Source organism: Neopararhizobium haloflavum (assembly GCF_002750855.1).
Classification (GTDB): Bacteria; Pseudomonadota; Alphaproteobacteria; order Rhizobiales; family Rhizobiaceae; genus Georhizobium; species Georhizobium haloflavum.
In genome coordinates this window covers 37,143-59,928 of record NZ_NWUC01000008.1, presented here as the reverse complement: position 1 = coordinate 59,928, position 22,786 = coordinate 37,143, and the positions used below count along the sequence as shown (strand labels likewise).

Annotated in this window: 19 protein-coding genes; 4 read left to right on the top strand and 15 right to left on the bottom strand. The window is 64.7% G+C overall.

Features of this window, described 5'->3' with window-relative positions; all coding sequences use genetic code 11:
- Window position 1 precedes the first annotated feature (1 nt).
- The 3 genes from CN673_RS16735 to CN673_RS16725 form a co-directional block, all read right to left on the bottom strand.
- The gene (locus CN673_RS16735; RefSeq protein WP_099867540.1) at window positions 2–1,525 is read right to left on the bottom strand and encodes a tripartite tricarboxylate transporter permease; all 1,524 of its coding nucleotides are present in this window, start codon (window positions 1,523–1,525) and stop codon (window positions 2–4) included.
- 9 nt (window positions 1,526–1,534) lie between these two features.
- On the bottom strand, window positions 1,535–2,116 hold the full coding sequence (locus tag CN673_RS16730; RefSeq protein WP_157928932.1) for a tripartite tricarboxylate transporter TctB family protein: 582 nt from the start codon (window positions 2,114–2,116) through the stop codon (window positions 1,535–1,537).
- A 97-nt stretch (window positions 2,117–2,213) separates the two neighbouring features.
- Window positions 2,214–3,215, bottom strand: a complete 1,002-nt coding sequence (locus CN673_RS16725) for a Bug family tripartite tricarboxylate transporter substrate binding protein (protein WP_099867538.1) — start codon at window positions 3,213–3,215, stop codon at window positions 2,214–2,216.
- A gap of 129 nt (window positions 3,216–3,344) precedes the next feature.
- Between CN673_RS16725 and CN673_RS16720 the strand changes: the two genes are divergently transcribed.
- A complete protein-coding gene (locus CN673_RS16720) occupies window positions 3,345–4,223 on the top strand; it encodes a LysR family transcriptional regulator (protein WP_099867537.1) in 879 nt (292 codons plus the stop codon).
- Window positions 4,224–4,266: 43 nt separating this feature from the next.
- Here CN673_RS16720 and CN673_RS16715 read toward each other — a convergent pair whose 3' ends face one another.
- From CN673_RS16715 to pdxR, 4 genes are all read right to left on the bottom strand, one after another.
- Window positions 4,267–5,133, bottom strand: a complete 867-nt coding sequence (locus CN673_RS16715; protein WP_099867536.1) for an ABC transporter permease — start codon at window positions 5,131–5,133, stop codon at window positions 4,267–4,269.
- A complete protein-coding gene (locus tag CN673_RS16710; RefSeq protein WP_099867673.1) occupies window positions 5,130–5,945 on the bottom strand; it encodes a taurine ABC transporter ATP-binding protein in 816 nt (271 codons plus the stop codon). Before CN673_RS16710 ends, CN673_RS16715 begins: the two co-directional genes overlap by 4 nt.
- A 74-nt stretch (window positions 5,946–6,019) precedes the next feature.
- Entirely contained in the window at window positions 6,020–6,994 is a 975-nt protein-coding gene (locus CN673_RS16705) for a taurine ABC transporter substrate-binding protein (protein WP_099867535.1), read from the bottom strand.
- A gap of 243 nt (window positions 6,995–7,237) precedes the next feature.
- Entirely contained in the window at window positions 7,238–8,707 is a 1,470-nt protein-coding gene (gene pdxR / locus CN673_RS16700; RefSeq protein WP_099867534.1) for a MocR-like pyridoxine biosynthesis transcription factor PdxR, read from the bottom strand.
- Window positions 8,708–8,867: 160 nt separating this feature from the next.
- On the opposite strand from pdxR, the gene aptA reads away from it, so the two are divergent.
- The gene (gene aptA / locus CN673_RS16695) at window positions 8,868–10,205 is read left to right on the top strand and encodes an omega-aminotransferase AptA (RefSeq protein ID WP_198586039.1); all 1,338 of its coding nucleotides are present in this window, start codon (window positions 8,868–8,870) and stop codon (window positions 10,203–10,205) included.
- 4 nt (window positions 10,206–10,209) lie between these two features.
- On the opposite strand, the gene CN673_RS16690 is transcribed toward aptA, so the two are convergent.
- Together CN673_RS16690 and CN673_RS16685 are read right to left on the bottom strand one after the other, a co-directional pair.
- A complete protein-coding gene (locus CN673_RS16690; RefSeq protein WP_099867533.1) occupies window positions 10,210–11,133 on the bottom strand; it encodes an AEC family transporter in 924 nt (307 codons plus the stop codon).
- A 134-nt stretch (window positions 11,134–11,267) separates the two neighbouring features.
- A complete protein-coding gene (locus CN673_RS16685; protein ID WP_099867532.1) occupies window positions 11,268–12,197 on the bottom strand; it encodes a LysR family transcriptional regulator in 930 nt (309 codons plus the stop codon).
- Between the two features lie 289 nt (window positions 12,198–12,486).
- Here CN673_RS16685 and CN673_RS16680 point away from each other — a divergent pair, with 289 nt between their 5' ends.
- Window positions 12,487–13,467, top strand: coding sequence for a TAXI family TRAP transporter solute-binding subunit (locus CN673_RS16680; protein ID WP_099867531.1), 981 nt, complete (start codon window positions 12,487–12,489; stop codon window positions 13,465–13,467).
- 134 nt (window positions 13,468–13,601) lie between these two features.
- Here the strand turns inward: CN673_RS16680 and CN673_RS16675 are convergent, their stop codons facing one another.
- The 3 genes from CN673_RS16675 to CN673_RS16665 all read right to left on the bottom strand — a co-directional run bounded on the left by CN673_RS16675 (window position 13,602) and on the right by CN673_RS16665 (window position 18,068).
- Window positions 13,602–14,681, bottom strand: coding sequence for a tartrate dehydrogenase (locus CN673_RS16675; protein ID WP_099867530.1), 1,080 nt, complete (start codon window positions 14,679–14,681; stop codon window positions 13,602–13,604).
- A 36-nt stretch (window positions 14,682–14,717) separates the two neighbouring features.
- Complete coding sequence (locus tag CN673_RS16670) at window positions 14,718–15,794, bottom strand: tartrate dehydrogenase (protein WP_099867529.1); 1,077 nt, start codon at window positions 15,792–15,794, stop codon at window positions 14,718–14,720.
- A gap of 63 nt (window positions 15,795–15,857) precedes the next feature.
- Window positions 15,858–18,068 carry a TRAP transporter permease gene (locus CN673_RS16665; RefSeq protein ID WP_099867528.1) on the bottom strand — a complete coding sequence of 737 codons (2,211 nt, stop codon included), beginning with the start codon at window positions 18,066–18,068 and terminating at the stop codon, window positions 15,858–15,860.
- Window positions 18,069–18,550: 482 nt separating this feature from the next.
- Here CN673_RS16665 and CN673_RS16660 point away from each other — a divergent pair, with 482 nt between their 5' ends.
- Complete coding sequence (locus CN673_RS16660) at window positions 18,551–19,201, top strand: response regulator transcription factor (RefSeq protein ID WP_157928931.1); 651 nt, start codon at window positions 18,551–18,553, stop codon at window positions 19,199–19,201.
- Here CN673_RS16660 and CN673_RS16655 read toward each other — a convergent pair.
- Genes CN673_RS16655 through CN673_RS20940 form a run of 3 tightly spaced genes read right to left on the bottom strand, consistent with a single transcriptional unit; the run spans window position 19,191 to window position 22,782 of the window.
- A complete protein-coding gene (locus tag CN673_RS16655) occupies window positions 19,191–21,485 on the bottom strand; it encodes a hybrid sensor histidine kinase/response regulator (protein ID WP_099867526.1) in 2,295 nt (764 codons plus the stop codon). The two genes, CN673_RS16660 and CN673_RS16655, sit on opposite strands and share 11 nt — an antisense overlap.
- Window positions 21,482–22,651 carry an FIST N-terminal domain-containing protein gene (locus CN673_RS16650; RefSeq protein ID WP_099867525.1) on the bottom strand — a complete coding sequence of 390 codons (1,170 nt, stop codon included), beginning with the start codon at window positions 22,649–22,651 and terminating at the stop codon, window positions 21,482–21,484. Before CN673_RS16650 ends, CN673_RS16655 begins: the two co-directional genes overlap by 4 nt.
- Window positions 22,642–22,782: a hypothetical protein gene (locus tag CN673_RS20940; protein ID WP_157928930.1), complete on the bottom strand. Its 141-nt coding sequence runs from the start codon at window positions 22,780–22,782 to the stop codon at window positions 22,642–22,644. Before CN673_RS20940 ends, CN673_RS16650 begins: the two co-directional genes overlap by 10 nt.
- Window positions 22,783–22,786 lie beyond the last annotated feature (4 nt).

Below are 22,786 nucleotides of genomic sequence, written 5' to 3'. Positions count from 1 at the left end.
ATCAGTCGATCAGGGCCTTGGGCTGGTCGGCCCCGCGCAGTTCGTTGATGACGCTGGTCACGATCGTCAGCACGCCCAGGATGAAGAGCGTCGCGGCGATCGGCCGTGAGAGGAAATTGAGGATCGAATAGTCGAGCAGTTGCGCCGAGGTCGCAAAGGCTGACTCGCCGATCGCCCCGAGGATGAGGCCGAGCACGACGCCGGCCGCCGAATAGCCGGTGGAGCGCAGGAAGTAGCCCGCGATGCCGGCCAGGAACATCACCCAGACATCGACGAAGAGATTGCGCAGCGCATAGGCGCCAACGATCGCCAGAACGAGGATACCGGGGGCGAGCCAGCGGAACGGCACCCTCAGGATATGCACCACGGTCTTCGTCTGCACCCAGCCGAGCACGATGATCATCAGGTTGGCCCAGAACATCGCCGCAAACGTGATCCAGACGAGCTCGCTGGAATTGATGAAGATGAGCGGCCCCGGTTCCATGCCGTGAATCTGGAAGATGCCCATGATCATCGCCGTCAGCGCGCCGCCGGGAAGCCCCAGCGCAAGCAGCGGGATCATCGCCGCCCCGGTTGCCGCGTTGTTCGCGGTTTCCGACGCGACGACACCTTCAAGTTCGCCCTTGCCGAAATTCTTGCGGTTCTTCGACCAGCGCAGCGCCTGGGTGTAGCTCAGGAACGCGCCGAGCGTCGCACCGATGCCGGGAAGGACGCCGGCGAAGAAACCGATCAGCGTCGAACGGATCATCGTGTAGCGCACCTGCCAGAACTCGGCGATCGTGGGGAACTCAAGCCCCGCCTTCGGCCGCTCGCGGGTTCCCGTCGCGATGTTGATCGCCTGGGTCAACACTTCCGACACGGCGAAGAAGCCGAGGATCAGCGGGATGAAGTGAATGCCGGCGGAGAGATAGTAGGAACTGTAGTCCAGCCCGAGAAAGGACCCCTCGTTGAAGCGGCGGATGCCGCCGACGGGATCGGTGCCGACCGTGGCAAGCAGGAGGCCGATCATCACCGACAGCCAGCCTTTCCACAGCGTCTTGGCGCCGACGGACGCGGAGACGGCGAGGCCGAAGAAGATCAGCGCGAAGATCTCCGGCGGGCCGAAGGCGCGGATCGCCCAGCCGGCGATGATGCCGGTCGAGGTCATCATCAGGATGACGGAGGCCAGCCCGCCGGCCGCCGAGCAGATGACGGCCGCGCCGATCGCCTTGCCGGACTGGCCCTTCTGCGTCATCGGATAGCCGTCGAAACAGGTTGGCGCGTTCTCCGGCGCGCCGGGAATGTTGAAGAGAATCGCGGTGATCGCCCCGCCGAAGACACCGGCGCAGTAGATGACCGAAAACAGCATCACCGCGTTTTCGGGATTCATGGTGATGGTGAAGGGCAGAAGAACGGCGCCGAGCGTCAGCATGTTGACGCCGGGGATGGCGCCGAACAGCATGCCGCCGATCAGGCCGAAGAAGAACAGCATGAGCGACGTGGGGTCGCCGAAAAGGCTGATCGTACCGCCGATGAACGCTTCCATGACGTCCTCCTACATGCCCAGCCGGGCGAACCCGATGATGGCGTTGTTGACGTCGTAGAAGCCCGGCAAATTGCCGACGGGCATGCCGACATAGAAAAGGCGGGTGAAGACCAGAAGGAAGATCACCGAGACGGTGAGCGGCACGCCGATGAGCGGCCCCGGCGAGCGCACCTCAAGGATCAGCATCAGCGCCAGCATGAAGAGCGGCGTCATCAGGTAGAAGCCGAGATAGGGAACGGCATAGAGATAGACGAGCGGCAGCAGGAAGATCGCAGTGCGCTGCGCGATCTCGCGGCCGCTGAGCTTTTGCCGCGGCGCTTCCTCGGCCGCGTCCGTTTCGACGACGCCGCGCGCGATCGTCAGGCATCGCATCAGGAATTGCCCGGTGGCGCCGGCGATCATCAGGAGGCAGACGGCACGCGGCCAGCCCGTCGCGCCGAAGCGGTATTCGGGTATCTCGCGATCGAAGAGTCCGGTCTGGGAATAAGCAAGCAGCGCGAAGCCGACCCACACGGCCCATTCCAAAGCGGGACGAAGATAGGGCGACGGGCCGCTGGACGTCGTCACGTCGAATTCGGTCGATCGTGCCATGGCACAAATGCTCCCGGACATGGTTCTGAAGGATGAATGGGAAAGGGGTCGGCGGGGGCACCCCCAGGTGGCCGCCCGCCGACCGGCAGAGCCTCGGCTATTCGAGGATGCCCATCTCCTCGTAGATCGCCTGATAGGTCGCCACGGTATCGTTGATCAGCTGGCGGGTGCCTTCCTGGTCGCGGAAGCTGTCGATCAGATCCATGTAGTTGTCGGCATTGAATGCCTGATAGGACTCCGTGTTGAAGCCGCGTTCGCAAGCCTCCACGAGGAAGTCGACCCGATCCTGCGGCGTGCCGCCTTTGACGTAGAAGCCGCGAAACCGCAGCATCGCGTCGAAATCGGCGCCGAGATCGCGGTGCGTGGGGACGTCGGCGAAGACCTCCGGGCGTTCCTCGTAGAAGGTGACGATCGGCTTCATCTGGCCGGACTCGATGAAGTTGCGCACATCGCCGGGCTGTTCGAAGAGAACGTCGGCATGGCCGCCGATCAGCGACCCGTAGCGCTCGGACGGGTTGTCGTAGGCAACCTTGCGGAACTCCAGACCGACGGCATCCTCCATCATGTCCATCGTGATCTGTTCCATGGACCCGACCTGGCCGAGATTGGCGACCGTCAGCTGCTCACCGCTTTCCTCCATGTAGGCGACCATGCTTTCCCAGTCGGAGAAACGGTCTTCGTCGCCGGCGATGTAGAGCTGGTTGAACGTGATCTGCGTGGTGCAAAGCGGCGCCCAGTCTTCCGCCGGGTTCTCCTGGATGTCGCCTTTGGCATAGGCGGCGACGATCAGGTCGATATGCTGCAGGATCGTATGGCCGTCGGCAGGCGCGAGCATGAAGTCCGGAATCGCGGCGACACCGCCGCCACCCGGCCGAGTGACGATCTGGAAGTTGAGGCCGGCAACCTCGTTCATCGACTGCGCCATGGCGCGGGCGAGCTGGTCGGACCCCCCACCGGCACCGAATGGCACGATCATTGTAAGTGGGCGTTTACCGAACCCCTGCGGCGTTTCCATCTGCGCTTCCTGCGCGAACGCCCCGCCCGCCACCAGTGCGGCGGTCGCTACAAGGCCTGCAAATCGGCATTTCGAAATCATCATGAAGTCCTCCCTGATACAGCTCCTCAACTGATCGGAGGAAGGCTAACAGAAAGACCCTTTAACCAAAGCGCGAAATCTTGGTATTAAATTCAAGGAATCTGGATTTGTGCTGCACAGGAGGAAGGGGCGATGTCGGTGCGAGGCTTGCGGTCGCTGAAGGCGATCATCGATCATCATTCCTTCGCCAATGCCGCGCGCGCGCTCAACATGACGCCCTCGGCGATCAGCATGCAGATCGTTTCCCTGGAGCAATCGCTCGGGGTCGTCCTGTTCGACCGGCGCTATCGCCCGCCACGGCTGACGCGGGTCGGCGAAACCGTGCTGCACTATGCGCGCACCATCGTAGACCAGCACGACACGATGGTGGAGCGCCTTGCCGATGTGCACAGTTATCGCGACTATTTCCGCCTGAGCGCCGTGCCGACCGTCTTGATCAGCATCGTGACGACGACGCTGATGGCGCTGAAGACGGCGCACCCGAACCTCGTCGTCAACGTGACGTCGAACCTGTCCGGAGAGCTGGAGAACCTCGTCGACATCGGTGAGGTCGACGGCGCGCTGATGCACCGGCCAAAGCGCATCGACGACCGTTTCGATTGGCGCGACGTCTGCCGCCAGCAGATCGCCATCGTGGCGCCGCCAGATTCCACCGAGACCGACCCGGCGGAGCTTTTCGCCACCTATCCCTATATCCGCTTCAACCGCTCAGCCTGGGTGGCGCCGCTGATCGAGGAGCGGCTTGCGATGCTCGGCATATCGCCCGACACCAACGCCGAGATCGAGTCGCTGGAAGCAATCCACAAGATGGTCGAGCTCGGCTTCGGCATATCGGTTCTGCCCGACATTCGCGTGCGGGGAATGACGCCCCAGCCCTACCGTGTCGTGGAGTTCGGCGAGCCGGCGATCTACCGGCGTATCGGCATGCTGACGCGCAAGTCGATGCACAAGAAAAAGTCGCGCGACGTCATCTGCGACATGTTCGAGGCGATCGCGATCCCGGAACGGTGACCCGCCGCTTTCGCCGCGGGTCACCGGGGTCCGCCGGGAAATTTCACCCCTTGCCCTTCCACGGGATCAGGATGCGTTCCAGCCAGCGCATCACCATCTCGATCGTGTAGCCGATGAGGCCAATCAGGATGATGCCGATGACGACGGTGTCGGTCTGCAGGAAGTTCTTGGCGATCATGATCATCGAGCCAAGGCCCTGGTCGGCGGCGACGAGCTCGGCGGCGACGACCGTTCCCCAGCACACGCCCATCGCGGTGCGCAGGCCGGTGAAGATTTCCGGCAGGGCATTCGGCAGGATGACGTGACGCAACACCTGAAGCTTCGACGCACCCAGCGAATAGGCCGCGTGCACCTTGGAGACCCGGACACTCGAAACGCCGGCCCGCGCGGCGAGGATCATGATGAACAGCGAGGCGAGGAAGAGCAGGAAGATCTTCGCCGTCTCGTCGATCCCGAACCACAGGATCACCAGCGGGATCAGCGCGAGCGGCGGGATCGGCCGCATGAACTCCACGATCGGATCCATAAAGCCGCGCGCCACCGACGAAAGCCCCATGGCAAAGCCGATCGGGATGCCGACGAGCGCGCCATAGACGACACCGGACAGAACGCGGTAGACGCTGATGCCGATATGATCGATCAGCGGTACGTTGCGATAGCCCTCCGCCACCAGCTTCGTGAAGCGATCCCATGTGCCCTGGATCGTCGGCCAGTAGAACGGCTCGATCAGGTTGAGCGCCGACGTCACGACCCAGGCCAGAAGCAGAACGACGACAACGAGCACCGAATAGAACCGGCCGGAATTGACCGCCGCCGCATCGCCGAACTTCACCGTCTTCTGCCGGGTGAAGGCATTGTCCGCAAGGCCGAGCCAGATGGCCAGCCGGGGCGATTTCACCTGAGCGCTCATGACGACACCTCGCTGGAACCGTTCTCGCCCATGATTTCCTCTTCCATGCTCCAGATCATCGACAGCACTTCCTCGCGTGTTGCGACGAAATCGGAGGAGGCCTTCACCTCGCGGGGCGGCATGGTCAGGCCCCTTTCGGGAAACGGCAGGCGGAACTCTTTCATGATGCGTCCCGGCCGCGGCGCCATGACGATAAGGCGCTGGCCGAGATAGAGCGCCTCTTCCACCGAGTGGGTGATGAGGAGAATGGTCTTGCCCGTCTCCTTCCACAGCCTCAGCACGAGGCCCTGCATCTTCTCGCGCGTCAGCGCGTCGAGCGCGCCGAGCGGTTCGTCCATCAAGATGACATCGGGATCGTTGGCAAGGCACCTTGCCAGCGCGACGCGCTGCTGCATGCCGCCGGAAAGCTGGTAGACCGGCTTTTCGGCAAAGCCCTGCAGCCCAACGGTGCCGAGCAGATCATGCACCTTGTCGCGGATTTCCGCCTTCGGTCGGCCCGCCATGCGCGGGCCGAAGCCGATGTTCTGTTCGACCGTCAGCCATTCGAACAAGGCACCCTGCTGGAAGACGACGCCGCGCTCGGCCGCCGGCCCCTTGACGGTATGGCCATTGAGGCGAACCGCGCCACGCGTCGGCGACAGGAAGCCGCCGACGATGTTGAGCAAGGTCGTCTTGCCGCAGCCGGACGGGCCGAGCACGGAGACCATCTCGCCGGTGGCGATGCCGAGCGACACGTCGCTCAGCGCCCGCACCACCCCGCCGTCCGGCAGGGTGAACTCCATTGAGATGGAATCGATCTCGATACCCGACATCGGCTGCTCTCCGCTGATCGGCTCGTCCCGTTCGGCGGGCGGCGGGGTTGCCGCCCGCGCCGCTGCCGCCATGGTCATGGCAGGAAGCTCGGATCGACGAACTCGGAATAATCGTCGAGCGCCGTCTCCAGCCCGCCGGCCTCGGCCATGACGTCGGCAACGCCCTTGGTCGCCTCCTGTACGCCGCCGCCGAGCCAGTTCTCGCCCTTCTGTTCCTCCGCAGTCGGGAAACCGAATTTCGACATCATGGCCTCGGTTGCCGCGACATCCATGCCGGCGGCCTGCGCAACCGTTTCATAGGCCGCGCCCGGATCTTCCTTGAAAGCGGCGTTGGCTTCTTCTGTCACTTCCAGGAACTTGGTGACGAGATCGGGATGCTCTTCGGCAAAGCTTTCCGTCACGGAAATGATGTCGAAGGTGTTGATGCCGACGGCCTCCTGCTCGGCGCCGGTCATCAGCGGCGCGCCGACTTCGCGCATGCGGTCGATCGGCCCGCCGAAGGCGCAGCCCATCACGACGTCGCCGCGCACCAGCGCCACGGCGGCATCGGCCGGGTTCATCTGCACGATGTCGACGGCGGATGCATCGACGCCGAGATGCTCCAGCGTGCGCAGGAGCTTGTAGTGCGTGACGTTGCCGACCGGCGTTGCGACGCGCTTGCCTTCCAGTTCCTGCGCGTTTTCCTGCGTGATCCCGGAATCCTCGCGCACGATGCAAAGATCGTTTTCCGAATAGGTCACGGCGACGCCGACCATCTTGAGTGGTGCACCGTTCGAGACGCCCACGACAAACGGCACGAAGCCCTGGCTGTAGGCGATCTGTACGTCGCCCGAGACCATCGCCTGGGTCATCTCGTTGCCGTTGCCGAAGGCGCGCCACTCGACTTCGACGCCCATGGCCTCGTCATAGGCCTTTTCGACCTGTGCCACTTGGTTGGCCGTCGGCCACTCCAGGAAGTAAGCGACGGTCACCTTCTCCTGCGCCGCGGCGGCGCCGGTCAGCAGACCGATCGCCAGCATGGAGGCGCCTGCGAATCTCGATATGTTCATGACAGTTCCCCTTGTCTTTATGGGCGCCCGGTTCATCCCGACGTCGGGCGAGCGGGAACATGGCCGCGTTCGGGTCGGTGTCGCCTCGGCGCCCCCTTTCGAGGAAAGGACGCTTCAAAGGCTCGTTATCGCGCGGCAGTGTCCAGCGTCATATGACAACTCACAATCAAACGGACGATCGCGGTAGCGCCAGAATTCGGCGGCGCATGGGACCAGTTGCAACGGTCGCCCAGGATGAGCCTCTTAGGAAGCGACCTCGCGCGCCGCCCGCGCCAGAAGGGCGATGCCAGGTTCGATGCGCTCGGTCGAAATCGCCGAGAACCCCAGACGAAAGCTGTTCTCGTGCGCGGTGGGGTCGGCAAAGCAGATGCCGCCGGGCTCCAGCAGGACACCGTATTCGGCCGCCTTGCGGGCCAGTTCCACGCTGCGCAGACCGGGCGGCCCGCTCATCCAGAAGGATGTGCCGCCGAAGCTGCGGCTGCGCCCCCAATCGGGCAGATGCTTCTCGAGCGCCGCGTCCATCGCTTCCCATCTGGCTCTATAGGCCCTGTGCAGCCGCCCGATCAGTGTATCGTGGTGGCCGAGCGCCAGGAAGAGCGCGACGACGCGCTGGTTGTTGCCGGGCGGATGGCGCAGGATCAGCCGCCTCAGCGCCCGCGCCTCGCGGATCAGCGCGCGCGGGCCGACCAGATAGCCGATCCTGAGACCGGGAACGAGCGATTTGGAAAGGCTGCCGACATAGAGCACGCGGTCGTTCCGATCGAGCGACTTCAGCGCCGGCGTGGCCTGGCCGAGATAGTTCGTCTCGAACTCGTAATCGTCCTCGACGATCAGCCGGTTGCCCCGCCCCGCCCAGTCGAGCAGGGCCTGGCGGCGCGAAAGGCTCATCGTCGCATTTGTCGGGAACTGGTGGCTTGGCGTGGTATAGACGAGGTCGCAGTCCGCAAGCGCCTTGCCCGTCACCAGCCCCTCGCCATCCACCGGCAGCATGCGCAGGTGCCCGCGCATCAGCGCGAAGATGTTGCGCGCGTCGGGATAGCCGGGGTCTTCCAGGCCGACCACGGTGGAGGGCCGCACCAGGAGGCTGGCGATCAGATAGAGCGCGTTCTGCGCGCCGAGCGTGACGAGGATCTCGTCCGGCTCCGCCCGGATGCCGCGCCGCGGCAGGAGACGCTGGCGGATCTGCTGGACGAAGGTGGCGTCATCGGCATTGATGCTGTCGTCGGTCCAGGCGTCGAGCAGCCGCCGTCCGGCCGCCTGGCGCGTGCAGTCCTGCCATTCATGCACGGGAAAGAGCGCCGGGTCCGACTGCCCGTAGAGGAACGGATAGGGATAGCCGTGCCAGTCGGCCGGCTTGACGATGTTGGGCTGGGCCGCCGGGCGCATGGTCAGCCATTTGTTCCAGTCCGGCGTGTTGGTCGGCTCGGCCGCCTTGTCGGACGGCGCCGCGCGCGCGAATTCCACCGGCTCGCGCGCCACGAAGAAGCCCGAGCGCTCGCGCGATTCCAGATAGCCGTCCATCGCCAGTGCCTGATAGGCGATCGAGACCGTGTTGCGCGACACCTTGAGCTGGCGCGACAGCTGGCGGGTGGACGGCACCGGCGAGCCGGCCGGCAATTGGCCGGACAGGATCGCCGAGACCAGCGTCTCGCGGATCTGGGCCTGCAGGGTCAGCGGATCCAGCCGGTCCACATGAAAGATCGCATCGCGCAATGGCACTCTCCGGGCTCGCGGCCGCATGACGCCGTGGACACCACGAAGCGGCCCAACTGGCACTACGATCAGGCCAGAAAATTCCACTAGGATCAACTTGCCATCGGGCCCGCCCGCGCAAATGCCGGCGTGCCCCCGTCGCGAGGAGACACCGATGAACATGCAAGCCAGACCCGGCCAGGCCGATCAGTTGCGCAACGATGCGCTCGAAGCGCACTGGATGCCCTTCTCCAGCAACCGGGACTTCAAGGCCGCGCCGCGTCTCGTGACGAAAAGCGAAGGTGTCTATCTGTGGAACCAGAACGGCGACCGGCTGATCGACGGCTCGTCCGGCCTCTTCAACGTCGCCTGCGGCCACGGACGGCGCGAGATCGCCGACGCGGTTCACGCGCAGATGCTCGAGAACGACTATTCCGCACCGTTCCAGCTCGGCCAGCCGAAAGCCTTCGCCTTCGCCGACAAGCTCGCCGACCTTCTGCCCGATCCGTTCAACCATGTCTTCTTCGTCAATTCCGGTTCCGAGGCGATCGACACGGCGCTGAAGATGGTGATGGCCTATCACCGCGCCCGCGGCGAGAGCCAGCGCCTGCGCTTCGTCTCACGCGAGCGCGCCTATCACGGCGTCAACATGGGCGGCGTCTCGCTCTCCGGCATGGTGCGCAACCGCGAAACCTTCCCCGTCGTCATGCCAAACGTCGTGATGCTGCGCCACACCTGGGACCCCGACCGCTGCTTCACGCGCGGCCAGCCCGAGCATGGCGCCGAGCTTGCCGACGATCTGGAGCGTCATTGCGCGACCTATGGCGGATCGACCATCGCCGCCGTCTTCGTCGAGCCGGTGGCCGGCTCCACAGGCACGCTCGTGCCGCCGAAGGGCTATCTGGAGCGCCTGCGCGCGATCTGCGACAAGCACGGTATCCTGCTCGTCTTCGACGAGGTCATCACCGGCTTCGGGCGCCTCGGTTCGCCCTTCGCGGTCCAGCATTTCGGCGTCACGCCGGACATCATGACGATGGCCAAGGCGCTGACCAACGGCGCGATCCCGATGGGCGCGGTGGCCGCATCCGACACCGTCTACGAAACCGTCACCGGCGCGGCCGCCGAAAACGCCATCGAGTTCTTCCACGGCTACACCTATTCCGGCCACCCCGCCGCCTGCGCCGCCGGCCTGGCGACATTGAAGATCTACGAGGACGAAGGCCTCTTCGAGCGCGCGGCCAAGCTCTCGGACTATTTCCTCGACGCGATCTGGTCGCTGTCGGACCTCGACGTTGTCCGCGACATTCGCGGCATCGGCCTGATGGCCGGCGTCGAGGTGTGGCCGGAGGACGGCAAGCCGGGCCTGCGCGGCAACGAGTTGCAGAAGAAGCTGTTCTGGAACGGCTGCCACGCCAAGTTCACCGGAGACACAGTCATCGTCGCTCCGCCCTTCATCAGCGAACACGCCCATATCGACGAGATCGTCGACGCGCTGCGACGGACATTGGCGGCGATCTGACAGGTCAGATCAGCGCGGCATAAAGGATCAGCGTCGCGGGCACGGTGATCGCGGCGAGGACTGTCTGGAAGGCGATGATGCTTGCCATCAGCGGCGCATCGCCGCCGAGCTGGCGGGCGAGCACATAGGACGAGGACGCCGTCGGAAGCGCCTGGAACATCACCGCCAGCAGCGCCGCGTCGCCGCGCAGGCCGAATGCCAGCGCAATCAACGCCGTCGCCGGCGGCATGATCGCGAATTTCGTTACCGTCGCGGTCAGCGTCTCCTTCATGCCGCGTCCAAGCGCGCCCCAGTCGAGCGCCGCCCCGACGCACAGGAGCCCGAGCGGCAGCGAGGCCTGGCCGAGCGCCTTGAAGAAGCCGGCAATCCCTGCCGGCAAGCCGAGACCGCTGGCCTGCAGCGCGATGCCGATGACGCAGGAGACGACCAGCGGATTGGTGACGATGGTCCGCACCACGCCGAAAAATCCCGGACGGGCCGACCCGTAGCGCGCGAAGACGAGCAGGCACAGCACGTTGACCGTCGGCACGATCGAAGCGTTGGCAACGGCGGCAAGCGCGATGGCACCCGGCCCGAACAGGCCGACCGCCGCCGTCACCCCGACATAGTTGTTGAAGCGGATGCCACCCTGGAAGACGGACGTGAAGGCCGGTCCGTCGATCTTGAGAAAGCGGTTGGCAACGGCCAGCAGCGCGCCGACGATGCAGAGCGTGACGACGAGCGTGCCGGCGAGCTTGCCGACCGGCAGCCCGTCCAGATCGGCCGTCGCCAGACCGTGCATGAAGAGCGCCGGCAGCAGCACGAAATAGCTCAGCCGCTCGGCCTGCGGCCAGAAGGCCTCGGACAGGAAGCCGGTCCGCCGGATGAGATGACCGAATCCGATCAGGAAGATCACCGGCAAGAGCGCGATCACGATCGCGGCGCTCATGGTCGGGACTCTTTCACGTCTCGGACGATGCGGGCAAGGTGATGAAACGGCATAAAATTGCGGCGCCGGATAGGAAATGATTGCGAAGCCGAAGGTCGGCGGGCGAGCCTATGTGACATCGCATCTCCCGCACCTCAAGCGAAATCGTCGATCCGGGCGGCAAAGGCCTGCGGCATGCGCTCGCGCAGCTTGACCGAAAGAAAATCCAGAAAGATGCGAACCTTCGCCGACAGGTTGTTGCGTTCGGGAAAGACCGCATAGATATCGGCGTCGGTGTGGGCATAGGCCGGCAGGATCACCTTCAGCCGTCCGGCTGCGACATGGCGGGTGATGTCCCACTCCGAGCGCAGCATGATGCCATGGCCGTCGATCACCCATTTCAGCGCGATCTCGCCGTCATTGCTGCTGAGATTGCCGCGTACCTTGACGGACTCGGTCTGCTTGCCGTGCTCCAGGCGCCAGACATCGTAGTTCTCGTTGTCCTGGCGCAGGATGACGCAATTGTGGTGGGCGAGCTCCGAAAGTCGCCGCGGGACACCGTGGCGCTCCAGATAGTCCGGCGCTGCGCACAGGAAGCGGCGGTTGTTCTGGATTTTGCGCGCCGTCAGCCGCGAGTTCGGCAGGTTGCCGAAGCGGATGCCGAGATCGAACCCGTCCTCGACGAGGTTGAGCGGCGTGTCGCTGAGAACCAGTTTGCAATCGACCTCCGGATAGACGCGCAGGAAATCCGAGATCACGCTGGCGATGTGTTCGCGGCCGAACCCGAAGGTCGCATTGACCCTCAGCAGCCCCTTCGGCGTGTCGCGCGCGGACGAAACGCGGTGCTCCATCTCCTCGATGTCGCGAATGATCCGAACGGCACTTTGAAAGTATGCCTCGCCCTCGCTCGTCAGGCTGACACGCCGGGTCGTGCGGTTGACCAGGCGCACGCCAAGCCGGTCCTCCAGCTTGGCGAGGCGCTTGCTGACCGCCGGGGGCGACAGCCCGAGTTCCAGCGCCGTTGTTGAGAAATTGCCCTGGCGCGCCAGGAGGACGAAGAAGGCGAGATCGCCATGCGTGGACATTATGAAACCAGACGACACAAAGATATGAGTTGCGCGACATTATAATCGCAGACGAATTAATTTACAGTCCACCACGCGATCCGCTATCGACCTGCGGTCGAGGGGGAAGCCATTGAAATTGCCTGCGATCGTGCCATCTCACGATCGTTCCGGTCGAAACGGACCAAAATCCGTTCGCCCGGTGGCGCTGGCAGCGCACTGTGTTTATGGTCGCTTGCGTGGCGGCCAACATGAAGAGGTCAACAAACCCGGTCGCCAAACAATGGACCGGTCAACAGGGAGGAACCCCATGAAGCATATCACCCGGACACTTTCCATGGCGACGGCAGGCGCCGTCCTCATCAGCGGCGCGGCCTTCGCGCAGGAAGGCGACCTGCCCGACACCTTCACCGTCGCGACGGCGAGCCAGGGCGGCACCTACTTCATCTACGGCGCCGGCTGGGCCAACCTCGTCGCCGAGGAACTCGGCATCCAGGCCAGCACGGAATCGACCGACGGCCCGGTCCAGAACGCAACGCTCGTCCACACCGGCGACGTCGACTTCGGCATGGTCACCATGGGACCGGCCCTTGCCGCCTGGGAAGGTGAAAGCCCGCTCGCACCGGGCGAAGAGCACACCGACATGCGCGCAGTCTTCCCGATGTACCAGACGCCGTTCGAAGTCATCGCGCTCGCCGGCTCGGGCATCGAGGGCGTATCCGACCTGGAAGGCAAGCGCGTTGGCGCCGGCCCGGCAGGCGGCACTCCCGGCACCTATGTGCCGGAAATCCTCGAGACGCTCGGCATCAACGCCGAAATCTCCTTCGGCGGCGCATCCGACCAGGCCGGCCAGGTCCAGGACGGCCTGATCGACGCCTTCGCCTTCGCAGCCGGCCTGCCGATCGCGGCCTTCGCCGAGCTCAACGCGCAGACCGACGTCAACATCTTCGCCTTCACCGACGAGGAAGTGCAGACGCTGGTCGATTCCAACGCATCGTTCTCGCCCTACACCATCGCGGGCGGCACCTATGACGGCTTCGACGAAGACCGCAACACCATCGCGATGTGGAACATGGCGATCGCCCACAAGGACGTGCCGGAAGAACTCGTCTATCAGGTCACCAAGATCGTGATGGAGAACAACGAGCGCATGGTCAGCGTTCACTCGGCCGCTGCCGAGACGCTGCCGGAAAACTTCGAATACAACACCTTCCTGCCGTGGCACCCCGGTGCCGTGCGCTGGTTCGAAGAAAACGGCTACGACATTCCCGACGAACTCGTCGGCGAATAAGCCCGCCGGCAACACGCTGAACGACAAAGACCGCCGCATCCCGGGATGCGGCGGTTTCTTTTTGCCCTACGGCACGAAAAAGGCCGGGCACCAGGACCCGGCCAAACATCTTCAGGCGGTTTCGAAGCGGCGCGTCAGCCGGCCGCAATGGCTTCGGCGATGGCCTTGCCGCAGGCTTCGGTGTTGGCCTTGCCGCCGAGGTCGCCGGTACGCTTTTGCTCATCCGCCAGCACCGCCTCGATCGCCGCCAGCATTGCCGCCCCGGCGTCGACGTGTCCGAGATGATCCAGCATCATGGCGCCGGCCCAGATCTGGCCGACGGGGTTGGCGATCCCCTTGCCGGCGATGTCGGGTGCGGAGCCATGCACCGGCTCGAACAGCGAGGGGAAACGGCTGTCCGGATTGATGTTGCCGGACGGCGCGATGCCGATCGTGCCCGTGCAGGCCGGGCCGAGATCGGACAGGATGTCGCCGAAGAGGTTCGATGCCACGACCACGTCGAACTTGTCGGGATTGAGCACGAAATGGGCGGTCAGGATGTCGATGTGGTACTTGTCGACCTCGACATCGGGATAATCCTTCGCCATCGCCGCGACGCGCTCGTCCCAATAGGGCATCGTGATCGCGATACCGTTCGACTTGGTCGCCGAGGTGAGCTTCCGGCGATCGCGCCGCTTGGCGAGATCGAAGGCATAGCGCAGGATCCGGTCGACGCCGATGCGCGTCATCACCGTTTCCTGGACCACGACTTCGCGGTCGGTGTCGGGGAACATCTTGCCGCCGATCGAGGAATATTCTCCCTCGGTGTTCTCGCGCACGACGAAGAAGTCGATGTCGCCGGGCTTGCGGCCGGCAAGCGGCGAGGGAACGCCCGGCATCAGCCGAACCGGGCGCAGGTTCACATACTGATCGAACTCGCGCCGGAACAGCAGCAGCGAACCCCAGAGCGAGATGTGGTCCGGCACCGTGTCCGGCCAGCCGACGGCACCGAAGAAGATGGCGTCGTGGCCGACGATCTTCGCCTTCCAATCCTTCGGCATCATCTCGCCGTGCTTGGCGTAGTAATCGCAGGACGCGAAGTCGAAATGATCGAACTGCAGATCGATGTCGAAGCGCTTTGCCGCTGCTTCCAGCGCGCGCAGGCCCTCGGGCATGACTTCCTTGCCGATGCCGTCCCCGGCAATCACGGCGATGCGGTGCGAACGTCCGCTCATGGCATGTCTCCTTATGCGAAAAGGACGTGACGTCCCCTAAAGATTGTCGCCGCGCAGGGCTTCCAGCATGGCGTCCGTCACCTGGCGGGTCGTCGCCTTGCCGCCGAGGTCCGGCGTATGCAGCGACTCGTCGGCGGTAACGCGCTCGATGGCCCGCATCAGCCGGCCCGCCGCATCGCTCTCGCCAAGATGCTCCAGCATCATGGTCGCGCTCCAGAAGGTGGCGACGGGATTGGCGATGCCTTTGCCGGTGATGTCGAACGCCGAACCGTGGATCGGCTCGAACATGGAGGGAAAATTGCCCTCCGGGTTGAGGTTGGCCGTCGGCGCGATGCCGAGCGAGCCGGCAAGCGCGGCGGCCAGGTCGGACAGGATGTCGGCGTGAAGATTGGTCGCGACGATGGTGTCCAGCGTCTCCGGCTTCAGCGTCATGCGCATGGTCATCGCATCGACCAGCATCTTGTCCCACTCGACGTCGGGATAGTCCTTCGCCACCTCGGCGGCGATCTCGTCCCACATCACCATGCCGTTGCGCTGGGCGTTGGACTTGGTGACGACCGTCAGCTTCTTGCGCGGCCGCGAGCGCGCCAGGTCGAATGCGAAGCGCATGATGCGCGTCACGCCGGCACGGGTGAAGATGGAGACTTCCGTCGCCACTTCCTCCGGCAGGCCGACATGCGAGCGCCCGCCCTGCCCGGCATATTCGCCTTCGGAGTTCTCGCGCACGATAACCCAGTCGAGATCGTCCGGCCCGACGTTCCTCAACGGACTCTTGATACCCGGCAGGATTCGGGTCGGGCGCACATTGGCGTATTGGTCGAAGGGCTGGCAGATGGCAAGGCGCAGGCCCCACAGCGTGATGTGATCGGGAACGTCGGGCGCGCCGACGGCACCGAAATAGATCGCATCGGCATCGCGGATCTGCTCGCGGCCATCTTCGGGCATCATCCGCCCGTGCTTCTTGTAGTAGTCCGAGCCCCAGTCATAGGTTTCGAACGAGAAGCGGAAGCCGCCATCGCGCTCCGCCAGCACGTCGAGAACCTCGGTTCCGGCCGCAATGACCTCTTTGCCGATACCGTCACCCGGTATGGCAGCAATGCGATAATCCTTCATGTCGGTTATTTCCCCTTGCGAAAGTGGCGCCGCCGAACCCTTGGCCGGCGGCGCCGGATCAAACTATTCCGCCCCTGTCGCCGTTGGGCCGGTAGCGCCGCTCGGCGCACCGATGGGACGTTCGTCGCGGCCGATCACTCGCTGCAGGACCAGGATGCCGGCAACGATGGCCAGGCCGATGAGGTCGGTCTTCCAGCCGCCCTCGATGAGCATCAGTGCCGCGGCCAGAAGGCCGATGCGCAGGAACCACGGTGCGCGGCCGAAGAACCAGCCCTGTACGGCAGCCGACAGCAGGAAGACGCCGCCCGAAGCCGTCAGCACCGCACGGATGATCTGCAACCACGTGCCATCCATCAGGAGAGCGGTGTTGTAGAACGCCATGAACGGGATGATGAAGGCGGCAAGGCCGATCTTGAACGAGGCGACCGATGTGCGCATCGCGTTGTCGCCCGAAATCGACGCGGCCGCGAAGGCGGCGAGCGCGACGGGCGGCGTGATCGCCGACATGACCGCGAAGTAGAACACGAAGAAGTGTGCCACCAGAAGCGGAATGCCGAGCTGCACCAGGCCCGGCGCAACGACCGAAGCCGCCACGGCATAGGCCGCCGTCGTCGGCATGCCCATGCCGAGGACGATCGAGATGCACATGGCGAAGAACAGCGCCAGGAACTGGCTCTGATCCGCGATCGCCAGAAGCATGGAGGAGAAGCGGACGCCGACGCCGGTCATCGCGATGACGCCGACGATGATGCCGGCGCAGGCGCAGACCGCGATCAGCTGGATCGACATGCGTGCGGCAAGTTCGAGGGCCCTGAAGATCTGCACCGGCCCCATCCGGCTGACCGGCGAGACCCAGCTGACCACCGCCGCCGCCGCCATCGCCAGCGTACCCGCCCTGATGACCGAATAACCGTTGAACAGGGTGTAGACGAGGATGATGACCGGGATGAACAGATAGACCTGCTTGGCGAGGTACTTGAAGTCCGGCAGGTCCTTGCGCGGCAGGCCGCGCATGCCGAGCTTGGCCGCTTCGAGGTCGACCATGAAATAGATCGAGATGAAATAGAGGATGGCCGGAATCGTCGCGGCGATGACGATCTCGGTATAGGGGATGCCGGTGACCTCGGCCATGATGAACGCGCCCGCGCCCATGATCGGCGGCATGATCTGCCCGCCCGACGAGGCCGCGGCCTCGATCGCTCCGGCCGAGCGCGGCGAATAGCCGACGCGCTTCATCAGTGGGATCGTCAGCGAGCCGGTCGCGACCACGTTGCCGGCCGACGTGCCGTTGATCATGCCCATCAGGCCCGAGGCGAAGACGGCGACCTTGGCCGGACCGCCGCGCGCCGTTCCGGCGCAGGCGAAGGCGAAGTTGACGAAATAGTCGCCCACCTTGGATGCCTGCAGGAACGCCGCAAAGGTGATGAACAGGATGATATAGGTCGAGGACACCGCCGTCACCGGACCGAGAATGCCGCGGTCGGTATAGACATAGGTGAAGAACCGCTCGGCGCCGTAGCCCCGGTGGCCCAGAATGCCCGGCAGATAGGGGCCGGCAAAGGTGTAGACCAGGAAGACGCCCGAGATGACGACGAGCGGCAGGCCCGCCACGCGGCGCGTCAGTTCCATGATCAGGAAGGCGCCGACCATCGCCGCCCAGAAATCGGCGGGTTGGGCAAGCCCTGTGCCCGCGCGCATGCGGAAGGCCATCAGCACGAAGATCAGATAGGACGCGACGACGATGGCCGCGACCGCGAGGATGACGTCACCCCACTGCACCCGATGCATCTTGCCGCGGAAGAACCAGCCGCCGACAATGGCGAGAAGCGAGCCGGCCGCCAGCGTCCAGCCGAAATGCGCGAAGACCCATTCGGGCGGGTTCGCTTCGCCCGCGAAGGAGCGCAGGTAGAAGGCGTAAAGCACGCAGAACGCGGCATATCCGACGAGCGCCGTTGCCGCCGACATCACCGCGATGCGCAGGGGGCGCAGCGGATCGGCGCCTTCGGCACCTTCCTCGAACATCCGCGCCGAGACGAGGAAGAAGCCGATGATCAGGCCGCCCGCAATATGCATGATGCGGTAGGTCCAGGTTTCCACCGGCCAATAGTTGAGCACGACCAGGTGCCACGAGGTATAAAGGGCACAGGCGATCGCGATCGCCGTGGCCTGCCACCCGAGAAAGCGGCGTTCATTCGTACCGACGGGTTCGTCGAGATCGGTGTCGACGACGATCTTTCCCTCGCCGCTGCCTTCCAGCCGTGCTTGTTCGCTCATGCCCTGCCTCCCAATTGTGGATTGTCCTGGCGTCGTTGTTGGTCCCTGCGGGCACTTTCCTCGTGCCTCTGAGAAGGACGGCCTACCTCCACCATTGCTGCCGGAAACTCAAGTGCCGAGATTCGTTCAGCCGGACATGCCTCGCCGGTCGCGTGTCCCCCAACGCCACGACCGACAAGGCCCGGCAACCATAGACCGTCTCGGTGATGAATGGAATTTCTCAAATGTCACTACATTATGTCGCCAAGGTTCATAATGACGATGCGCGACCCGATCTCAGAGCCGGCATGGATCTTGGTCCAAGTCCGGCGGCCGCCACTGACGCATAAAGTCATTGCATCACGGCGGGGCGCGACTAATCTGTCGTTGGCGTTGCCGATCGGCGCTTCGGGGAGAAGGCTTGGCACTTTCGTGCGGGCGAGCGGAGCGATGGACCGGTCGGGCGGCGTTTCAGGACCACGTTGTCGGAGGAGGATGACGCGATGCTGATCTTGATTGTCGATGACCATCCATTGGTGTGTTCGGCGCTTGAGGCGACATTGAAAAGCGCGATCCCGGACTGCACGCTGCGCCAGGCCCATTCGGCCGGCGAGGCGGTCAATGCAATCGGCCGCGAACCGGATATCGATCTCGTGCTGCTCGATCTGAAGCTGCCGGATGTCAACGGGCTCGACGGCTTGATGCGGCTGCGCCGGGCAGCGCCCCGCCTGCCGGTGATCGTATTATCGGGGCTCGACGACGCCCGCCTGGTGGACATGGTGCGCGCCCGCGGCGCGCTCGGCTTTCTCAGCAAGAAGGCCAGTGCCCCGGACATCATCAGCGCCGTGCGCGGCGTACTGGAAGGCGGATCGGCCTTCGATATCGAGGAATGCGACGGTCCGGCCGGCGAGGATGGCGAGGACGCCGACCATATCGCCCATGCGCTGGAGAGCCTTACACCGCAGCAGCGCACCGTGCTGCGCATGCTGGGCGAGGGTCTGCTCAACAAGCAGATCGCCTATGAGCTCTCGATTTCCGAATCCACCGTCAAGGGGCACGTCTCGGCAATCCTGCGCAAATTCGAGGTGCCCTCGCGCATGCAGGCCGTGCTGATGGCACAGCGCGGGGTCTTCGATCAGGCGCTCAACGCCTGACGGGGTCTGTCGCGCCGAGCGACAGATGCGCGAGATACGCCCGAAGCTGCGCCGGCTTGACCGGCTTGGAGAAATATTCGATGGCCGCCTGGCGCGCCCGCTCGCGCACCGCGCGCGACTGGTCCGCCGTGATGAGAATGCCCGGCACGTCGCGGTCGAGCATTCTGCGCAGCGCGATGATCGCTTCAATGCCGTCCACCGCACCATTGAGATGGAGATCGGCGATGATGGCGCGCGGCGAAAGCTCCCGTTCTGCCAGAAGCGCTTCCAGAGCGGGGAAGGACGCGGCGAGCACGCTTTCGAACTGCCAGTGATCGAGCAGTGTCGTCATGGCGTGGGCGACCGTCTCATCGTTCTCCAGAACGATGATCTGCCGTCCTCCCGTGTCGGCGGCGCGCGGCTCCGGCGGCTGGTGCGCGGCCTTTCGGCGCGACCCCGCCGCGCGACCGGCAACGCGCCCGCTGGCCGGCAGCTGCAGTGCGAAGCACGAGCCCCGTCCGACCTCCGATTGCAGCGTGATCGTATGATGAAGCAGGTCGGCGGCGCGCTGGGCGATCGCAAGGCCGAGCCCGACGCCGGAGGCGCGCGAGGCGGCCGGCGCGGCGCGCTTGAATTCCTGGAAGATCGCCTGGCGATCGGCCAGCGCGATGCCCGGACCGGTGTCATGCACCTCGATCGAAAGCGCCGGGCCCCTTCGCCGCACGCCGAGCAGGATCGAGCCGGTCTCCGTGTACTTGATGGCGTTGGAAAGAAAGTTCTGCACGATACGGCGCAGCAGATGCGCATCGGTATGGACGATCGCCGATGTCGGCACGATGCGCAACGCGATGCCGCGGTCGGCCGCCAGCGCGTCGAACTCGATCTTGAGCGTGTCGAACAGGTCGGCGAGCACGATTTCGGTGCATTTCGGCTGATAGCCGCCCGTGTCCATCTTCGATATGTCGAGCAGCGTCGATAGGATTCCTTCGGTCGACTGCAGCGCCTGCGCGATGCCCTCGATCAGTTCACCCGATTGTGCGCTTGCCGAGCCGGCGCTTTCCAGTGCGAAGAGATAGAGCCTTGCGGCGTTCAGCGGCTGCAGCAGGTCGTGGCTTGCCGCCGCCAGGAACTGCGTCTTCGACAGGTTCGCCGCTTCGGCCGCTCGCCGCGTCAGTTCCAGATCCGCGGCGGTCAACTCGTGGCGGCGCACCTCGTCGTGCAGCACCTCGTTGAGCCGCACCAGTTCGCGCGTGCGTTCACCGACGCGCTTTTCCAGTTCCTCCTTGCTGCGCTCCAGCATCCGCGCCGCCTCGAACTGGGTCGAGACGTCGGTCAGCGTCACGACGAAACCGTCGTCCGGCATGGTGCGGAAATTGGCCGAGACCGTGCGCCCGCCGGGATAGGAGATTTCGAGCCGCAGCGGTGGCCGGCGCCGCACATGGGCGATCCACTCCAGCGCGTCGCGGCGTCTCTCGCGGGCGATCCGGGCGCCATGGCGCAGCATGAGGCGGAAAAGGTCGCGCACATTCGTGCCGGCGTGCATGTCGACATAGGGAAGGTTCGTCAGCATCGCCGCCTGCGAATTCCAGGCGACGAAACCGAAGTCGCGATCGAAGACGATGACGCCCTGCGCGATGCTGGCGATCGTCGTTGCCAAGACGTCGGACTGCGAGGCAAGCTGGGTCAGCCGCCGCGTTTCCTCCAGACGCTTGAACGGCGTGATGTCGCTGACGATCGTGACCTTGCCGCCTTCCTCCGTCGCCTGCTCGCTGATCTGTATCCAGCGACCGTCGCTCAAGAGCTGCTGGAACTGACAGCGCTGCTGGCTGTGGCTGGTCTCGCGCGATGCGATCCAGGCTTCCGGATCGGTCACCGCTTCGACGATGACGCCGATCTTGGCGGCTCGTTCGATGATCTCCTTGAAATGCGTGCCCGGCCGCAACTGCTTCTCAAGTTCGGGGAAGATCTGGCGATAGGTGCGGTTGCACAAGACGATCCGGTCGTCCTGATCGTAGAGGATGAAGCCCTCGCCGATGGAATCGATCGCCTGCTGCAACTGGCGGCGGGCGATCTTGGCCTCGCTCATCGCCCGCGCCAGGCGCTGGATGCGCTTTTCGACGTTGCCTTCCACCTCCAGGATCGGCCGGACGATGTTGAAGGCGCGGCCGGACAGATCGTTGTTGCGGTCGACCTGGGCAATCAGGGCATCGCGGATCGTCGTCAGCTTCTCGTTTTCCCGGCGCAGGCGCAGCACCTCCGCCTCCAGCGCCTCGCGCGTCTCGGTCCCGCTCGGCGGCACGGTCATGGCGCCGCCCCGATCGCGAGCCCCGTCAGCGTCTGGCTCAGATGCAGAAAGCGGAACTGCTCGCCATAGGTGTTGAAGCCGATCATCCGGTAGCGGTCGAAGATCGGCAGGAGATCGCTCGTGATCCCGAGGCGCTCGGCCTCCAGGCGCCGCAGGATGCAGTCGAAGCAGAGCACCAGCTCAAGGTCCCCGAGACGGTCGGCAATCTGCTCCATGTTGTCGACGAGATTGTCGCGCATGTCCTCCGGCGCCGCGCGTGTGAGCACGATGCCTTCATCGACGGCACAGAAGAAATGCAGTGCCCCGCTGGCGTCCGATTTCTGAATCGCGCGCACATGGTAGTCGCCGCGGATGCGGGCCAGAAGCGGGTTGGCGGCGAAGAGTTCCGGCGTCAGCTGGTCTGGCGCAACGCCGATGAGGCGCGCATACTCCTCCGCAGCGGGTTCGGCGTTGATCGTATGCACGACGCGCCGCTCCGGATCGGCGGAGGTGATCACCAGCTTCTCCTCCATCGGCCGGAAATGCTCGAACTTGAAAACTTCGAGCATGCGGTTGGAGGCGCCGATGACGACGAGCGCCGTGTCCTCCAGGATCGAGCCGTTGTGGAAGATCTGCGTCGTATCGAAATGCAGGTTGTCGCCGGCCGATGCGCCGAAGACGGGCACTTCGTCGAGCGCGGCATAGGCGCTCGCGGCGATCTCCTCCTCGCGTCGCGAAAGCCCATCGACGAGCAGCATGGCGAAAAGACTGGAGCGATCCTGGTCGAGCTCGCGCAGCAGCCGGAAATAGGCCGTTTCGATCTGCTCGACGCCGCGCGCGACGGAATACTGCCGAAGGTTCGTCAAAAGCGCGACTTCGAACGAGAAGGCCGACCGATCGAAGGCGATGGCTATGGCGCCGCCGGCCTCGTAGCAGTCTTCCGTCAGGCTGCCGGCGGTGGTGCAGCCGACCAGCGGGACGCCGGGAAAGGCGGCCGAGAGCGGCCCGACGATTTCCTCGTAAGGCAGCGACGACGAAACGAACAGTGCGATCATCGCCGGATCGCCCACCGATATGCCGGCGATGAGATCCTTCAGCACATGCGCAGGGTTTCGCGCACCGGACCATGCCTTGCGCAGTGCCTTAATGCCGATGGCGCCGGACGCACGGTTTTCGCTCACGGCCATGCGCGCTCCCTGAAGGCCGCATAGGCGAAGCGACGGGAAACCATCGTCCCGCCTGGCGCCGCCGTCAACAATCCCGCCTTGCCGTTCAAAGTCTCCTCCGCGCCAAGCATGGCGGCCTTGCCGCGGACCATGCGC

What these genes read in the sequence shown, in the direction of transcription:
- aptA (WP_198586039.1), top strand. Translation starts at nt 8,868, where the DNA reads ATGCAAGCCAGACCCGGCCAGGCCGATCAGTTGCGCAACGATGCGCTC.
- CN673_RS16720 (WP_099867537.1), top strand. Translation starts at nt 3,345, where the DNA reads ATGTCGGTGCGAGGCTTGCGGTCGCTGAAGGCGATCATCGATCATCAT.
- CN673_RS16650 (WP_099867525.1), bottom strand. Translation starts at nt 22,651, where the DNA reads ATGGCCGTGAGCGAAAACCGTGCGTCCGGCGCCATCGGCATTAAGGCA.
- CN673_RS16685 (WP_099867532.1), bottom strand. Translation starts at nt 12,197, where the DNA reads ATGTCCACGCATGGCGATCTCGCCTTCTTCGTCCTCCTGGCGCGCCAG.
- CN673_RS16675 (WP_099867530.1), bottom strand. Translation starts at nt 14,681, where the DNA reads ATGAGCGGACGTTCGCACCGCATCGCCGTGATTGCCGGGGACGGCATC.
- CN673_RS16705 (WP_099867535.1), bottom strand. Translation starts at nt 6,994, where the DNA reads ATGAACATATCGAGATTCGCAGGCGCCTCCATGCTGGCGATCGGTCTG.
- CN673_RS16710 (WP_099867673.1), bottom strand. Translation starts at nt 5,945, where the DNA reads ATGTCGGGTATCGAGATCGATTCCATCTCAATGGAGTTCACCCTGCCG.
- CN673_RS16670 (WP_099867529.1), bottom strand. Translation starts at nt 15,794, where the DNA reads ATGAAGGATTATCGCATTGCTGCCATACCGGGTGACGGTATCGGCAAA.
- CN673_RS16725 (WP_099867538.1), bottom strand. Translation starts at nt 3,215, where the DNA reads ATGATGATTTCGAAATGCCGATTTGCAGGCCTTGTAGCGACCGCCGCA.
- CN673_RS16690 (WP_099867533.1), bottom strand. Translation starts at nt 11,133, where the DNA reads ATGAGCGCCGCGATCGTGATCGCGCTCTTGCCGGTGATCTTCCTGATC.
- CN673_RS16715 (WP_099867536.1), bottom strand. Translation starts at nt 5,133, where the DNA reads ATGAGCGCTCAGGTGAAATCGCCCCGGCTGGCCATCTGGCTCGGCCTT.
- CN673_RS16665 (WP_099867528.1), bottom strand. Translation starts at nt 18,068, where the DNA reads ATGAGCGAACAAGCACGGCTGGAAGGCAGCGGCGAGGGAAAGATCGTC.
- CN673_RS20940 (WP_157928930.1), bottom strand. Translation starts at nt 22,782, where the DNA reads ATGGTCCGCGGCAAGGCCGCCATGCTTGGCGCGGAGGAGACTTTGAAC.
- CN673_RS16735 (WP_099867540.1), bottom strand. Translation starts at nt 1,525, where the DNA reads ATGGAAGCGTTCATCGGCGGTACGATCAGCCTTTTCGGCGACCCCACG.
- CN673_RS16680 (WP_099867531.1), top strand. Translation starts at nt 12,487, where the DNA reads ATGAAGCATATCACCCGGACACTTTCCATGGCGACGGCAGGCGCCGTC.
- CN673_RS16660 (WP_157928931.1), top strand. Translation starts at nt 18,551, where the DNA reads ATGCTGATCTTGATTGTCGATGACCATCCATTGGTGTGTTCGGCGCTT.
- CN673_RS16730 (WP_157928932.1), bottom strand. Translation starts at nt 2,116, where the DNA reads ATGGCACGATCGACCGAATTCGACGTGACGACGTCCAGCGGCCCGTCG.
- CN673_RS16655 (WP_099867526.1), bottom strand. Translation starts at nt 21,485, where the DNA reads ATGACCGTGCCGCCGAGCGGGACCGAGACGCGCGAGGCGCTGGAGGCG.